This window comes from Pseudoalteromonas sp. APC 3691 (genome assembly GCF_030408135.1).
GTDB lineage: Bacteria > Pseudomonadota > Gammaproteobacteria > Enterobacterales > Alteromonadaceae > Pseudoalteromonas.
On record NZ_JASDCB010000036.1, the window covers coordinates 26,451 to 40,049 of the forward strand.

The 13,599-nt window shown below is 40.7% G+C and carries 13 protein-coding genes and 1 pseudogene; 6 read left to right on the forward strand and 8 right to left on the reverse strand.

Annotated features, from left to right (window positions below; translation table 11 throughout):
* Positions 1 to 304 precede the first annotated feature (304 nt).
* Positions 305 to 1,471, forward strand: a complete 1,167-nt coding sequence (locus tag QL998_RS12460) for an aldo/keto reductase (protein ID WP_290192801.1) — start codon at positions 305 to 307, stop codon at positions 1,469 to 1,471.
* Positions 1,472 to 1,949: 478 nt separating this feature from the next.
* Here the strand turns inward: QL998_RS12460 and QL998_RS12465 are convergent, their stop codons facing one another.
* Positions 1,950 to 2,378, reverse strand: coding sequence for a PACE efflux transporter (locus tag QL998_RS12465; RefSeq protein WP_290192802.1), 429 nt, complete (start codon positions 2,376 to 2,378; stop codon positions 1,950 to 1,952).
* A gap of 90 nt (positions 2,379 to 2,468) precedes the next feature.
* Between QL998_RS12465 and QL998_RS12470 the strand changes: the two genes are divergently transcribed.
* Positions 2,469 to 3,350: a LysR family transcriptional regulator gene (locus QL998_RS12470; protein WP_290192803.1), complete on the forward strand. Its 882-nt coding sequence runs from the start codon at positions 2,469 to 2,471 to the stop codon at positions 3,348 to 3,350.
* A gap of 37 nt (positions 3,351 to 3,387) precedes the next feature.
* Here the strand turns inward: QL998_RS12470 and QL998_RS12475 are convergent, their stop codons facing one another.
* Positions 3,388 to 4,290: a LysR family transcriptional regulator gene (locus QL998_RS12475; protein WP_290192804.1), complete on the reverse strand. Its 903-nt coding sequence runs from the start codon at positions 4,288 to 4,290 to the stop codon at positions 3,388 to 3,390.
* Between the two features lie 106 nt (positions 4,291 to 4,396).
* On the opposite strand from QL998_RS12475, the gene QL998_RS12480 reads away from it, so the two are divergent.
* Positions 4,397 to 5,173: a class III extradiol ring-cleavage dioxygenase gene (locus QL998_RS12480; RefSeq protein ID WP_290192805.1), complete on the forward strand. Its 777-nt coding sequence runs from the start codon at positions 4,397 to 4,399 to the stop codon at positions 5,171 to 5,173.
* Between the two features lie 235 nt (positions 5,174 to 5,408).
* Here QL998_RS12480 and QL998_RS12485 read toward each other — a convergent pair whose 3' ends face one another.
* On the reverse strand, positions 5,409 to 5,783 hold the full coding sequence (locus QL998_RS12485; protein WP_024605187.1) for a hypothetical protein: 375 nt from the start codon (positions 5,781 to 5,783) through the stop codon (positions 5,409 to 5,411).
* A 364-nt stretch (positions 5,784 to 6,147) separates the two neighbouring features.
* Here QL998_RS12485 and QL998_RS12490 point away from each other — a divergent pair, with 364 nt between their 5' ends.
* Positions 6,148 to 7,080 carry a ChaN family lipoprotein gene (locus QL998_RS12490; protein ID WP_290192806.1) on the forward strand — a complete coding sequence of 311 codons (933 nt, stop codon included), beginning with the start codon at positions 6,148 to 6,150 and terminating at the stop codon, positions 7,078 to 7,080.
* A 39-nt stretch (positions 7,081 to 7,119) separates the two neighbouring features.
* Here the strand turns inward: QL998_RS12490 and azu are convergent, their stop codons facing one another.
* Genes azu through QL998_RS12515 form a run of 5 tightly spaced genes read right to left on the reverse strand, consistent with a single transcriptional unit; the run spans position 7,120 to position 10,940 of the window.
* Positions 7,120 to 7,560 (reverse strand): azurin, encoded by a 441-nt coding sequence (azu, locus tag QL998_RS12495; protein ID WP_165743970.1) that lies wholly within the window; start codon positions 7,558 to 7,560, stop codon positions 7,120 to 7,122.
* On the reverse strand, positions 7,557 to 8,300 hold the full coding sequence (locus tag QL998_RS12500) for a DUF2470 domain-containing protein (protein WP_290192807.1): 744 nt from the start codon (positions 8,298 to 8,300) through the stop codon (positions 7,557 to 7,559). Before QL998_RS12500 ends, azu begins: the two co-directional genes overlap by 4 nt.
* On the reverse strand, positions 8,297 to 9,085 hold the full coding sequence (locus tag QL998_RS12505; protein WP_182196427.1) for a heme ABC transporter ATP-binding protein: 789 nt from the start codon (positions 9,083 to 9,085) through the stop codon (positions 8,297 to 8,299). The genes QL998_RS12500 and QL998_RS12505 overlap by 4 nt, the downstream gene beginning before the upstream one ends.
* Positions 9,082 to 10,134: an iron ABC transporter permease gene (locus tag QL998_RS12510; RefSeq protein ID WP_182196424.1), complete on the reverse strand. Its 1,053-nt coding sequence runs from the start codon at positions 10,132 to 10,134 to the stop codon at positions 9,082 to 9,084. The genes QL998_RS12505 and QL998_RS12510 overlap by 4 nt, the downstream gene beginning before the upstream one ends.
* Entirely contained in the window at positions 10,131 to 10,940 is an 810-nt protein-coding gene (locus tag QL998_RS12515; protein WP_290192808.1) for an ABC transporter substrate-binding protein, read from the reverse strand. Before QL998_RS12515 ends, QL998_RS12510 begins: the two co-directional genes overlap by 4 nt.
* 139 nt (positions 10,941 to 11,079) lie before the next feature.
* Between QL998_RS12515 and QL998_RS12520 the strand changes: the two genes are divergently transcribed.
* A complete protein-coding gene (locus tag QL998_RS12520) occupies positions 11,080 to 13,161 on the forward strand; it encodes a TonB-dependent hemoglobin/transferrin/lactoferrin family receptor (protein ID WP_290192809.1) in 2,082 nt (693 codons plus the stop codon).
* A 311-nt stretch (positions 13,162 to 13,472) separates the two neighbouring features.
* Positions 13,473 to 13,599 (forward strand): annotated as a pseudogene (locus QL998_RS12525) (IS5/IS1182 family transposase); the annotation flags it as partial.

A 13,599-nucleotide genomic window follows, 5' to 3' on the forward strand; every position in this document is an offset into this window, starting at 1 on the left:
TTTACACTTGAATAAATGTAACCATTTTTATGTTGTGTAAATGAGTATTAAGGCGTGCACCAATTTGGAAGTTTGCTTTTTTATCAAGCTATTAAAGTGCACTATTTTGTGCATATTAAAGTACTGTACGAGTAAAGAAAATAATCATTCTGAAATGTTAATTAAAGTGCGCGTTCAGCGTTTGTTAGTTTAACCATCTTATTGAAAGTATTGATATTTATTGCTTTCCTCTCGCTTGAGTTTGGTTGGTATTTATACTAGTTTATAGCGTAGATATTTAACCTTACTCAAGGAGAATAGTTACATGGTATCTCGCAGAAATTTTATTAAAGCAGGCGCTGCTTTAAGTTTAGGCTCTATTTTTAGTGCTTCAGCTTTGGCTGAACAATTAAAAGTAAAAATGTCTAACGGCAGTGTTATGCAAACTAAAGGATCAATAGATAAAAGCGCTGCTCTGCCCACAAACGATGTTACTAACGCTAAGCATTATCGGCCTGAATCCATAATGGGCTTAGGCGGTCTTGCCGCTGGGAATGGCTTTAATACTATATCAAGCGATGCAGAAATTTTAACAATGCTAAATGCAGCATGGGATTCTGGTATTCGTCATTTTGATACGTCACCTTTTTACGGCTTGAGTCTAAGTGAAAGGCGCTTCGGTGATTTACTTCGAAACAAAAAGCGTGAAGATTATGTTTTATCCTCAAAAGTAGGTCGCCTTCTTACCCCTTCAGCAGAGCCTCTAGAAAATAGTTGGCATTGGGCTGATCACTCACCTTTTCATTATAAATATGATTACTCTGCATCAGGTACGCGCCGTTCAATAGAAGACACGTTGCATCGTATTGGTGTCGCCTCGCTTGATATTGTTTATATTCACGATTTATCACCGCAAAATAGTGATATGGGAGATGATTGGCTTAAGTATTTTGATCAGGCTGCAAAAGGGGCTATTCCTGAGTTAACTAAAATGCGTGATGAAGGAATAATTAAAGGCTGGGGTTTTGGAGTAAATACACCTCATGCTATTTATAAAGCGCTTGATATGTCAGACCCCGATATTTGCTTACTAGCGCTGCAATATTCAATTTTAGATCATAAGCAGGCACTTGATAAAACCTTTCCTATGCTTGATAAACGAGGTGTTTCAGCAGTCATTGGTGCTCCGCTTAATGGTGGTTTTTTAGCCGGTCGTAACCGCTTTAATTATTCACCTAAAATTCCTGGGCCTATGCAGCAAAAGTTTAATGCAATAAACGACATTGCATCTAAACATGGGATTGATATTAAAACAGCTGCACTGCAATTCGCAGAGGCGCCTTCAACGGTATCCTCAATTATTCCTGGCGCACGCACGGCAGAGCAAATTAAAGCTAATGTAGCCTCAATGAAAGTTACCATACCAAGAGAATTTTGGAGTGAATTGAAATCTAAACAGCTTATTGCAGAAAACGCCCCCATACCCACATAACAAAATAGGTGTGCCATTTGCTTGGCACACCTCGTTATAGCTAATGAGGTTGATTTTCAAGCAACGCTTAGTAGTAAGTACATTGATTGTTGGGCATTTGTATAAGCGCAGCTTGCTGGCGTTTAAAAACGAAGTTTTTAAACTTAGTTATTAGGTAGTCAAAAGCATTATTACGTGCCTATTACATATTACGTGCCTATTACATATTACGCATATCAGTATCATGCAGCGCTTCATCCAGGTGGTGAGAGCGTGTGGAACATATCGAAAGAGCTAAATATATAAAGTAAAAAGTTACTGCAAACCCCCATTACAGTTAGCCGGTAAATTGTACAAATAGTAAATTAGCACTACTTAGTCAATTGAGCAGTGCTAATTGGTTTAATTAAAAACCACGTTTACCGTTATTTATTGCCATTGCGCTTTTGCCAAAACGATCTCAATACCCCACAACTTTGCTTTTATAAACTTAAAAATATCAAGCACATTGCGATTTATTAACCCATTTTTTGTAAGGTTGGTACTTATCGTACAACACATTAAAAATATACGTGTATATAAGTATAAAAACTAAAAAGCCAGCTTCTAATGCTGTAGCGGCTAGCCATGTAATATTTAAATACCAAGCAAGTATTGGCAGCGTTATAACCACCATACCCAGCTCAAAGCCACATGCATGCGTAATGCGGGTTACTAAACCTCGCTCGATTCGGTTATGCCCAACTATTTTATCAAACACTATGTTGTAAATGTAATTCCAAAGCATGGCGAAGATTGATAAACCAATACCTACTATTGCCATTTTTCCTGTTGCAAACCCACCAAAATAAGATGATGCAGGTACAACAAAAGATAATGCTATCATCTCAAATATTAGTGCCTGAAAAATACGTTCTTCTGTGTTCATATATAAATAACTTTTTAAGTTGATGACGATGGCTGTATTTTCATTCATTATAAAGATATGTGTTAGTTACTTAGTATCGGGAAAAGCGATATGTTTAGTATTGAACAGCTTCAAGCATTTGTGGCTACCGTTGAAGCTGGATCGTTTTCAGCTGCTGCGCGCGGTTTAAGTAAAGCGCAGTCGGTAATAAGCCAGCATATTATTAATTTAGAAATAGACTGTAATGCGACATTATTTGAGCGCACAGGGCGCTATCCACAATTAACCGAAGCCGGTAAACAGTTACTACCCCAGGCTAGGGCCGTGCTTAATCAACACCAGCGATTAACAAACTCTGCATTAGCACTAAACGAAAAAACACCAACCGAAATCACTATCGCACTTGACGAAGGGATCCCGTTTAAAACTATCGCGAGTATTATTAGCAAGCTGCAAAGTAAGTATCCTTACGTATCGCTTGAGTTTTTAAGTGCATCGAGCCATGACATAATTGACATGCTAAACAGCGAAAAGCCTATAACGGGTATTATTTTTAGTGAATTAAATATACCGAGTTACTTAGACTATGAATGTATTGGATCGGTAAAATTTGATTTATATGTTGCTAAGTCGCACCCTTTAGCGGGAATCAGATGTGAAAATATGGATGGCCTTCGGCTACATCGACAACTTCTTCTTCGTTCGCGCAATACGCAAACAAGTAGCTTTCAGCTAAAAATTAGCCCAGAGATTTGGTATGCCGATAATTACTTTGTATTACTCGAGCTAGCAATACAAGGTAACGGGTGGTGCTTATTACCAAACCATGTAGCTGTAGATGCAGTACAAAGTGGTGAGCTGGTTAAACTTCCTATTGAGTTTGAAGAAATGGGTTGGTTGGCTAATGTTGATGTATTACAGCATCAGCAACACAGTAATCAAGAGGTGTTTAAAGTACTAAGAAATTTACTACGGAATTTTTTAAAAATTTAGCTTTTTATATAATGCCTGTTAGGCGGTTTACTTTTTATTACGCTAAATCCCAGTAAGGTGTATCGCCATAAAAGTCACTTGCAAAATCAACAAAAGAACGCACTTTGCTCGGTAAAAACTGTCTGTTAGCGTATACCATATACAGTCCCATTGGATCGGGTTCGTAGTCATTTAAAATGCGCACTACTTTACCTTGAGCCAGTGCTTCGCCAGCAATAAATGTGGGCTGCATAGCAATACCACCTCCAGCAATGGCTGTATTTAGTAGTAAGTCACCATTGTTAGCCACAAAGTTACTTTCAAGCTTTAGCTCGCTTTTTAACTCATTAACCCCAAATAATCGCTTTGTGGGTTCGCTGTGGGAATAGCGTAAATAATTATGTGACTGTAAATCTAAAAGCGTTTGTGGCGTGCCATGGCGTTCTAAATAGTCGGGTGACGCAAATACAGCTAAACGTATAGGGGCAATTTTTTTAGCTATCAACGTTGAGTTTTTTAATACGCCAATGCGCAGAGCAATATCAATACCCTGCTCTACTATATCTACATATTGGTCGGTGAGCCGTAAATCTAACTTTAAATTTGGATACTGCTTTTGAAAATCAACCAACAAACCTGCTAAATGCTTAGTACCAAACGACATAGGCGCACTAATACTAAGCACACCCGATACATTTTCGCTTAAGTTATTGAGTGAGTTTTCCATGTCTTCAATATCAATAATCACCTGCTGACAACGCTGATAATATTGATTTCCAGCTTCTGTAACACTTACTTTTCGCGTTGTACGGTGTAATAAACGCGTGCGTAGATTATCTTCCAGCGCAGAAATATATTTGCTGACTAACTGCGGCGAAATATCGAGTTTATCGGCCGCTTTTGAAAACGATCCTTCTTGCACAACGGCTAAAAAGGTCTTCATGGTGGTGAGCTTATCCATTTTTTAACAATGCTTTGTTGATAATGTATAAATAAGTATCATATTTATCGTCAAATTAGAAACTTATATAGTGTTTATAACACGTCTATTTGTTTAAGGTTTTAGTATGACTCAGCCTACTTTATTTATATCTCACGGCTCGCCAATGATGGCTGTTCAGCAATCGGCTACGTCAGATTTTTTTGCATCATTAGGTCAAACGCTTAGTAAGCCTCGTGCTATTGTGGTGTTTTCTGCCCACTTTGATGAAGCGCACGATATAGTTATTACATCCGGAGATGCGCCGCATATTATTCACGACTTTTATAACTTCCCCAAGCCCCTGTATGAAATTCAATACCCAGCACCAGGAGACCCTAAGCTTGCTAATACTATTAGTGAGTACTTTTACAAAGCGGGTATTAAAACGGTGAAAAGTGCAGATCAAGGGTGGGATCATGGTGTGTGGATCCCGCTGCGCTTAATGTACCCAACAGCTAATATTCCCATTGTTCAGGTGTCTATTAACACGCGTTTAGGCGCTCAGGCGATGTATAAATACGGACAGCTACTTGCACCACTGCGCAGCGATAACGTATTAATTATTGGCTCCGGCGGTATTAGTCACAATCTACGTGAAATTTTTAAAAGCCCTGCTACACCTAATCGTGTTCAAATGGTTAATGAGTTTACTCATTGGGTTGAGCAAAAATTAATAGCGCAAAACACCCAAGCGTTACTTAACTATTTAAATGAAGCACCCTATGCTTTATTTAATCACCCTACCCAGGAGCACTTTTTACCTCTTTTTGCAGCGCTTGGAAGTAGTGACGGTAAAGCAAAAAAAATACATGAGGATATAGAAATGGATATTTTAGCGCTTGATGCATACAAGTTTTATTAATTTTCATCAGTACGATGCAAGTACTTAGTGGTTTATTTAATCAAAGTGTAATGGGGGTTTACGAAGAGGTGTTGGGCTAATCCTTTTGGGGAGAATATCACCCGAACTCCTTTTGCAATTTAACGCTTTGCTAAGGGGCAATTAGCAGTTGGCTAAACTTGCGCGAAGCGCCAAGCCAACTGTTAATTGTCCCAGTGAGTTTACGAACGAACTTGAGCAACTTGTTATGTAACACTTATCCAGAACCTTTCATGATGTTCTTATTTAGCTGCTCAAACTCTTTCATTAACTTGTCACAATCTGCCTTTTTAGCTTGGCAGAGTGCTGACATTTGAATGTAAATTGCTTGGTTTTTCTCAAGGACTTTACGTTTTATCGCTGCTGGGTGAGCTGTGTGAGTCTCGGGAGTAAACGACCATAAAACCAAGTTAGACTCTTCTTTATCTTCGATAATAGTCCAGCCTCCTTGGAGGCTTAAATTTGTACCATCTTTATTTTTCAATGCTTGAAGAGCTAAGTCGACTGTTTTATATCCAATAGAACTATTTTCATTTGCAGATGATGGGAAGGCTAATAGTGCGCCCATGAATGCTATAGGTATAATTTTCACTAAACTCTCCGTGTTACATAACAGCTCTATCAGAGGACACTTTCCCTATTTTAGCGTGAAAACGTCCTTATTTTGTGAGCTTACATTAATAGCAAATAGTGTAAGTGATTGCCAGTTATAAATATTATGCTTTCTGTAACTCATATAAACTTGTAAAAATGAGGAAAGTATCCTCTTATTCTAACTAAGCTAACGCCCCCTGAATGACGATAGAACGCTCATAACTGCCTATCAATTGCACTCTACAACCCGCTATTTAATCTTCATTGCTTATTTATTTTGTACTGTTTTTGGCTGGCTTAAAGCGCATTATAAATATATGATATTGATAATTATTTGTATTAACGGGTTTTGAAAGATGAGTATGAAAAAGTCTATGTTAACTCTGGCGTTAGTTACGGGTTTGAGTGGTTGCAGCACAACAACTGTGCCGCCTGATAAAAGCTCAACGCTTTATTACACTGCGCTTTATAATGCACAAGCAAAGGCTATTAGCTCTGTATTATTAGAGCCCACGCTATTAAATGCCGATGTGATTTTAGTAGGTGAATGGCATACGCACCCGGGTGTGCATTTATTTCAGGCTGAGTTATTTGAGCAATTAAGCAAAAGTAATAAACGCACTGCCCTGTCGCTTGAACAATTTAGCCGCGCCGATCAGCTTACTTTAAACCAGTATGTTAAAGGTGAAATTGGTGAGCAATACTTAATTGACAACACCCAAGCGTGGCCTAACTACAAAAGTGACTACCGTGCGCTGGTAGAGCTGGTTAAAACGAACAATAGCGATGTAATAGCTGCAAATGCGCCTAAAAATATTGTTACCTGTATTGGCAGGCAAGGCATAAGTTATTTAAATAAACTTGATGATAAACAGCGCCGCTACATTGCAGCCACCATTGATACCTCCCCCAGTGATTATAAACAACGCTTTATGGCATCAATGCACCATGGTACGCCAAGTCAAAACGAAAACTATTATGCAGCGCAAGTTACGTGGGATGAAACCATGGGGGAGTCTATTGTTAACTATTTAAATGCACATAAAGATGCGCAGGTAATGCATATAGCGGGCGATTTTCATGTAAAAAATGGCGAAGGTATAGCGCGTGTTATTAAGCGTTTAGCGCCAGAGTTAAATGTTGTTTGGATATCGCCGGTAACAAGTGTGCAAGCAAATCAAGATGGGTACCAATTGCAGGCTAACCCTTTGCCACCTCGTTATGTTCAAAAAGCGCATCAACAAGCGGCTTTTAAAGCGTTAGCTAAACGAGGCAAAAAAACACAGTGCCAATAATAGGTTGGCACTGTGTTTGATTAATACACCCTTTGCTATTTATTTAAGTGTAAATGTGCCTTTCATCATGGCGTAGTGGCCAGGGAAAGAGCAAAAATAAGTGTAATCTGTTTTGGCGGTTAAGCCGCTGGTATCAAAAGTCACTTGCGCTGATTTACCACCGCCAATAATGTCGGTAGCGGCAAGTACGCGGCTATCGTCAGGCTTTAAGTACTGGTTGCTAAGCCCTGCTGCGTTGCCATCGGTGATAATACCTTGCATGTTTTGCTCAGTAGATAGCACCCAGTTATGACCCATTACATTGGCAGGTAATTTACCTACATGATTAAGCTTTACGGTTACTTTTTTACAGCTTTTAGGAGCGCTTAGTGTTTTAGTTGAAAACTGCATCATATCGTTTGCATCTATATTTAGTGTGCATTCGTCTGCATATGCAGCATTGGCACTAAATAGTAGTGCAAGGCTTATTAACTTTTTCATACGGTTTCCTCTGTGTTAGCTAGGTTGTTGCGTGCTTGATTGGTTAGCTCAACCAGCGCTTTACGTACCTCTAACGGGCTGTTGCACAGGGTTTTAAAGTTAATAAAGTAATTACGCTTTTGGCTTTGTATATAAAAGCCTGTGGGTAATAGGCCGCTCATTATTGGGGTGTTATCAGCTACGCTGTAGTGCTGCATTAATATGAGCGACATAGCATCTTGATGATCTTCATTCATGTGGTTAATCATGCTTTGCTGCTGGCCTTCGTCCCAGTTTTTAGCCTCGCCTTGCCATTCGTTTTGTTCAAGCCAAAATATTTTGCCAAAGCCGCCAATGTAACGCACACGCACTACGTCTAATTGCCATAACTGAAAGTCGTGCGCGTTGCGATAGCTAGCGGCTTCGGGGTATAGGGCAATATAATTATCAAGTAAAGTGTGTGCTTGCTCACTTGACACAACAGAGCCATCGCCTACAAGTGTTACGCGGCCGTGCTCATTTTGATCGCCGTAGTCGGCGGCATCAAACACAGTTAGGCTCATACGAGAGTCGTGCTTTAGATTTTTAGTGTGCTGGGCTATATCGCTAATAAAAAAGTAAACACGGCCTTGTTCGTCGCACATATAGGGGGTTACTGAGCCAAACGGGTAACCGCGTAAATTATTAGAAATGGTCGACATGACACCGGCATTGGTTTTGTAAACCAAGGTGCGTGCATCGTTTAACGCTTGCTCTCTCATAAAAACTCCTGACGTTGAGAAAAAACCATGGGTGCATCGTTATAAGGATGAGGGTTTACGTGCAGTTTCATGGCGTAAATTTGTTGTAAGTTTTGTTCAGTTAATACGGTGTTTATAGGCCCACTTTGCAGCACTTTTTTGTTGTGCAGTAAAATAGCATCGGTTGCATAAAGGCTGGCCAAATTTAGATCGTGTATTGCAATAATGGCGCTGTTACCCTGCTCTACAAACGCTTTAACGCAGCTGAGCAAAGCATGTTGATGGCGCATATCAAGTGCTGATGTAGGCTCGTCGAGCAGCATTAGTTTTGGCTCGGCCGATTGTGTAAAAGCGTTTAGCTGCGCTAAAGTACGCGCCATATGTACGCGTTGTTGCTCCCCGCCCGAAAGCGCACTTACGCGGCGATTTAAATACTGGTTTAAATCCATAATAGCGGCGTATTTATGTACTTTTTCGCTTTGCATTTTTAATGACTCTACATACGGGTAACGGCCCATTGCAATAAGCTCAAATACAGTAAAATCAAACCCTACGTGGTTAGCTTGCATCATCACTGCGCGCTGTGTGGCAAGGCGCTTTTTAGCATGAGCAGCCAGCGGCTTAGCATTAAAAAGTACACTGCCTGTAAAGGAATGCATACCTGCTAAGGTATGCAGTAAAGTAGACTTACCCGCGCCATTTTCACCAAGTAGTGCAACAAGTTGGCCTTGTTTAGCACTGCCATTAATGGTGTTTAAAACGTTATGGTTACCAAAGCCAACACTTAGGTTGTTAAATGCGATCATGACCAACCTCGTTTATTTTTAACGATTAAATAAATAAACAATGGCGCACCTAAAAGCGCAGTAATAATGCCAATAGGTAGCTCAGCAGGGATTATAACAATACGTGCTAACCAGTCAGAAAGTAGCAATACCACTACGCCAATTAGCATACAAAGCGGCAGCATATTACGTAAATGCGGCCCCACCATTAAGCGGGCAATATGCGGGACTACTAAACCAACAAACCCTATTAAGCCGGTAAGTGCCACAACCGCCCCTACTCCTAGTGCAACAAGTATAATTACATATAGTTTGAGCTTGTTGGTGTCTACCCCTAGGTACTGAGCTTGTGACTCGCCAATAAGGAGTAAGTTCATGGGCTTTTTTAACCGCCACAGGCCAATTAGGCTGATAAACAGTAACGGCGCAGCTTGAATAATCGTGCTCCAGCTTGCTCCGCCTAATGAGCCCATGGTCCAGTAATTTATTAATCGTAATGCACTGTCATCGGCAAAAAAACTCAGTAGCCCAATAACCGCAAATGCTAATGCGTTAATAGCAACCCCCACCAATATAAGTGTGGTGATATTAATTTGCCCTTGCTGCTTGGCAATAAAATATACCAGCGAGGTAACACCAAGCGCCCCTAAAAACGACGCATAAGGTAAATACAACTGCGCGTTAAAATTAAACTGCGCGCTAAGTGCTATAAACGCCACAGCAACCATAGCCGCACCCGCACTAATGCCTATAATAGATGGGTCGGCCAATGGGTTGCGGCACAGCGCTTGCGTTGACGCCCCTGTTTGGGCAAGCACCAACCCTACAAGCACTGCAAGGACAAAGCGTGGCAAACGTATTTGCATTACGACATTTATTTGCAGCGCATCAAACTGATTAAAGCGCTCGGGCGCAAGCCAAGCAATGGCTAAACGCCAATCCCACCCTGCTGGCCCGTACCCTATGCTAAGTAGCGCCAAAGCAAAAATACACACAGAGGCTAATAGCATCCATTTATGGGTTTGGCTAAGTGTTACAGGCTTAAAACGGCTCAATGTTAGGGTGTTCATAAGTGGGTTTTATATTCGTTAAGCTCATTAATTGCTGTGGCAATACGTGGCGACATGCCAAGCGAAAGTAGGCTATCCATTACAAGTAAGTTACAGGTTTGCGCCGCTTTTAATAAGCGTAGTGTAGGTTGCTCACAAAAAGCCTGCTTACCGCCAAGGCTGCGTACAACATGGGCTGGGGCTACTAAAAAGTCGGGCTGATTTACAGCCAGTACTTCAGTATTAAGTGCTTTAAAGCCTGAATGCGTAGCGCCTATATTGGTAATGCCTGCATAGCTAAATAATAAATTAGGGACGGTTTCTTGCCCGGCGGCAACAAGCCCGCGCTCATTAGCTGAGAGTAAAAATAGCGCGCTGTGTGTTTGCGCTTTTGCTTTTTCAGGTAATGATTTTGTAATGTGCGTAATAAGTGTTTGTGCTTTTTGCTTAGCGTTTAAATCGTCACCTAAGCGTTTTATTAGCTCAAGTAGCTCGTTAACTGAGGTCGGCTTTTTATAATGAATTAGCTTAACCCCTGTTGCCTCAATTTGCTTAAGTGCTTGGCTTCGCCCTGCGCCTTCAAGCGCTAACAAGGTGGTTGGACGCATTGAAAGTACGCCTTCTGCAGCTAAATCGCGATAATAGCCCACTTGCGGTAATTGCGTGGCTTGGTGCGGGTACATGCTCGATTGATCAACAGCTACAAGGGTATTTTGTTTGCCTAGCGCATAAATTATTTCAGTAAGGGTGCCGCCAGCGCTAATAACGCGCTCTTGTGCAAGTGCAGATTGGGCCATTAAAGCAAACAATATAAATAGGTATTTCATTACACACTCCGGTTTTATTTTTTGGCTATTATAACCAGATAAATCTAAATGAAAATGATTATTATAATTAATTGATCTTATTTTGACTTAGTTGTAACATCTCCGCCATAAATAATAACTATTATCATTTGGAGTTAAAATGAATCCCTCTGCGTTTAGATTTACTGCTATAGCAACCTTACTACTCGGCTCGGGCACTGCCATTGCCGAAAACATAATTGACGATCATATTGTTGTAAGTGGCTCGCGCTTTGAGCAAAAGCTTAAAGATGTAACAGGCTCAGTCACTGTTATTACCGAGCAAGACATAGAGCGTCAGCTAGCTGTAGATTTACAAACCATGTTTAAGTACGACCCAAGCATTGCAACCACAGGCAGTGGCGCAGGCGCGCAAACACTTACAGTACGTGGTGTTGGTGGTAACCGGGTTGTATTTATAAAAGATGGCCGACGCACCAACGATGGTTATGCAGGTGGAGGGGGCTATTTAGTTGGCCGTAATTATTTTGACGTAGCAGGTGTAAAACAAGTAGAAGTAGCCAAAGGTGCTGCATCGTCATTATATGGCTCTGATGCACTTGGTGGCATTGTGGTTATAACCACTAAAGATCCTAGTGATTATTTAAAAAATAACAGCAGCTTTGTAAAAATGGCGCTTGGGTATCAAGGTCAAAGTAATCAAGTTGCCGCCGATATTACTGCGGCAAAAGACTTAGGCGACTTTGCAGTAAGCGCCGTGTATAGCCACCGCGACAGCGAAGAAGTACAAAACTATGACGAAAACTTACCCGGTTATGATGCGAAATCAGACGCTTTATTAGTTAAATTTGAGCAACAGCTTGATGAAAAACGTACACTTAAATACACCCTTGATTACTTTAATCAAACAACTGAGCAAGTAATAACCCCCGCTGTTCAAGAAACCGAAGAAGATGACACGAGTTGGTCACTGGCGCTCGATTACCATTCAGAAGTAGCAACCGCTGCGTTTGATAAATGGTACGGGCAAGTGTCTTATAGTAGTTACGAGCAACAAAGCGATCAAATTAGTGGCGCAAGCACCTACACCGATTATAACGACTATCGTTTTGAGCAAAATATTTTAGGTTTAAAAGCGGTATTTAATAAAGGGTTTAACGCAGAGAGTGCCGATCATGAAGTGGTATACGGGATTGATATAGACTTATACGACACCACCCGTCCACGTTTTAAAACCCGTATTTTAGCCGATGGCACTGTTGATTTTACAGATCAAAAACAAAAAGCATTCCCGGGGGCTGATACCTCTTTAATTGGCGCTTATGTACAAGACAGTATTTCGTTTAATAATAGCGCATGGTCGGTTATTGCGGGTGTGCGATATGATTACTACACCCTAGAGGCTAAAAATGATGAGCTATACGCCGATGCGCAGCTTGGTGATATTACCGAATCTGCTTTTTCGCCTAAGCTAGGTGCTATATACCAAGTGGATGATAACTTGTCGTTGTACGGGCAATACGTACGAGGCTTTAAAATACCACCACACGACCAAGCCTACCAAAGCCACGGCGTTGAGCCATTTTATCAAATATTACCAAACGCCGATTTAGACCCTGAAAGCAGTGATTCGTTTGAGCTTGGGCTAAGATACGCCAGCAGCGATATTAGCGTAAATTTAAGTGCTTTTTATGCAGCATACGATGACTTTATAGAAACCGCCGTAGTGGGTGTTGAGCCAACGTACATTCCTGGCGTAAACAAAACGCTGTATCAGTACCAAAATATTAGCGAAACACAAATAAGCGGTGTTGAAGCAGGAATTGCCATGTATGTAGCTGAAAATATACTACTAGAGGCAAACGTGGCTTACGTTGATGGTGAAAACAAAGAAACCAATCAGCCACTTACCAGCATTAGCCCGTTAAATGGCTCAATATTGTTAAGTACAGAACTGGGTAATATTAACTGGACCGCTGCGTTGCGTTTAGCTAAATCGCAATCGGATGTAGTACTTGATGCAAACGATGATAAAACTACGCAAGGGCATGGCTACGGCGTTGTTGATTTATACGCAAACTACGAATGGCAAGCGTGGCAGCTAAATGTAGGTGTACTTAACTTGCTCGATAAAGAATATGTACCTTTTGAGTTGATTGCAGGTCAATCGCAAAGTGCTGATTTTAGCCAATACACCCAACCTGGGCGTAACTTTTCAGCAAGGGTTAGCTATCAGTTTTAATTAGGGCTAAACAAATGGCAGGCAAACGCTGCATGGGTATGCAGCGTTTGCCTGCCACATATTTACTCAAGTTAAATTACTTAATGGCAAGTATGTTTAAGCAAATTTGTACACACTTAACGAGTCATAGCTTGATTTATACCAAACTGCATAAATCTTTGATCAATTTAACGAATTAAATTGCACTATAACGTCGTTAAAAATTTTTTATTTAGAACAACTAGGGCGTGTTGATCTTTGTGGTATGAAAAACAAACAGCATGAAGATAAGGTATAATTGAATTCGCCAGAAAACTTTACACCGAACCTACATGCCAAGATTAATGTTAACAGACGGGACATGGAATGTCTTATCAAAAGTAATGTACTTAAGTGGTCGAATTTATAATAAGCCCGACCATAGAAAAACGCTCGAAGGCATACTGTATAAGATGCGCA

Coding starts and splice junctions, on each gene's coding strand:
- QL998_RS12460 (WP_290192801.1), top strand. CDS start 305: ATGGTATCTCGCAGAAATTTTATTAAAGCAGGCGCTGCTTTAAGTTTA.
- QL998_RS12465 (WP_290192802.1), bottom strand. CDS start 2,378: ATGAACACAGAAGAACGTATTTTTCAGGCACTAATATTTGAGATGATA.
- QL998_RS12470 (WP_290192803.1), top strand. CDS start 2,469: ATGTTTAGTATTGAACAGCTTCAAGCATTTGTGGCTACCGTTGAAGCT.
- QL998_RS12475 (WP_290192804.1), bottom strand. CDS start 4,290: ATGGATAAGCTCACCACCATGAAGACCTTTTTAGCCGTTGTGCAAGAA.
- QL998_RS12480 (WP_290192805.1), top strand. CDS start 4,397: ATGACTCAGCCTACTTTATTTATATCTCACGGCTCGCCAATGATGGCT.
- QL998_RS12490 (WP_290192806.1), top strand. CDS start 6,148: ATGAAAAAGTCTATGTTAACTCTGGCGTTAGTTACGGGTTTGAGTGGT.
- azu (WP_165743970.1), bottom strand. CDS start 7,560: ATGAAAAAGTTAATAAGCCTTGCACTACTATTTAGTGCCAATGCTGCA.
- QL998_RS12500 (WP_290192807.1), bottom strand. CDS start 8,300: ATGAGAGAGCAAGCGTTAAACGATGCACGCACCTTGGTTTACAAAACC.
- QL998_RS12505 (WP_182196427.1), bottom strand. CDS start 9,085: ATGATCGCATTTAACAACCTAAGTGTTGGCTTTGGTAACCATAACGTT.
- QL998_RS12510 (WP_182196424.1), bottom strand. CDS start 10,134: ATGAACACCCTAACATTGAGCCGTTTTAAGCCTGTAACACTTAGCCAA.
- QL998_RS12515 (WP_290192808.1), bottom strand. CDS start 10,940: ATGAAATACCTATTTATATTGTTTGCTTTAATGGCCCAATCTGCACTT.
- QL998_RS12520 (WP_290192809.1), top strand. CDS start 11,080: ATGAATCCCTCTGCGTTTAGATTTACTGCTATAGCAACCTTACTACTC.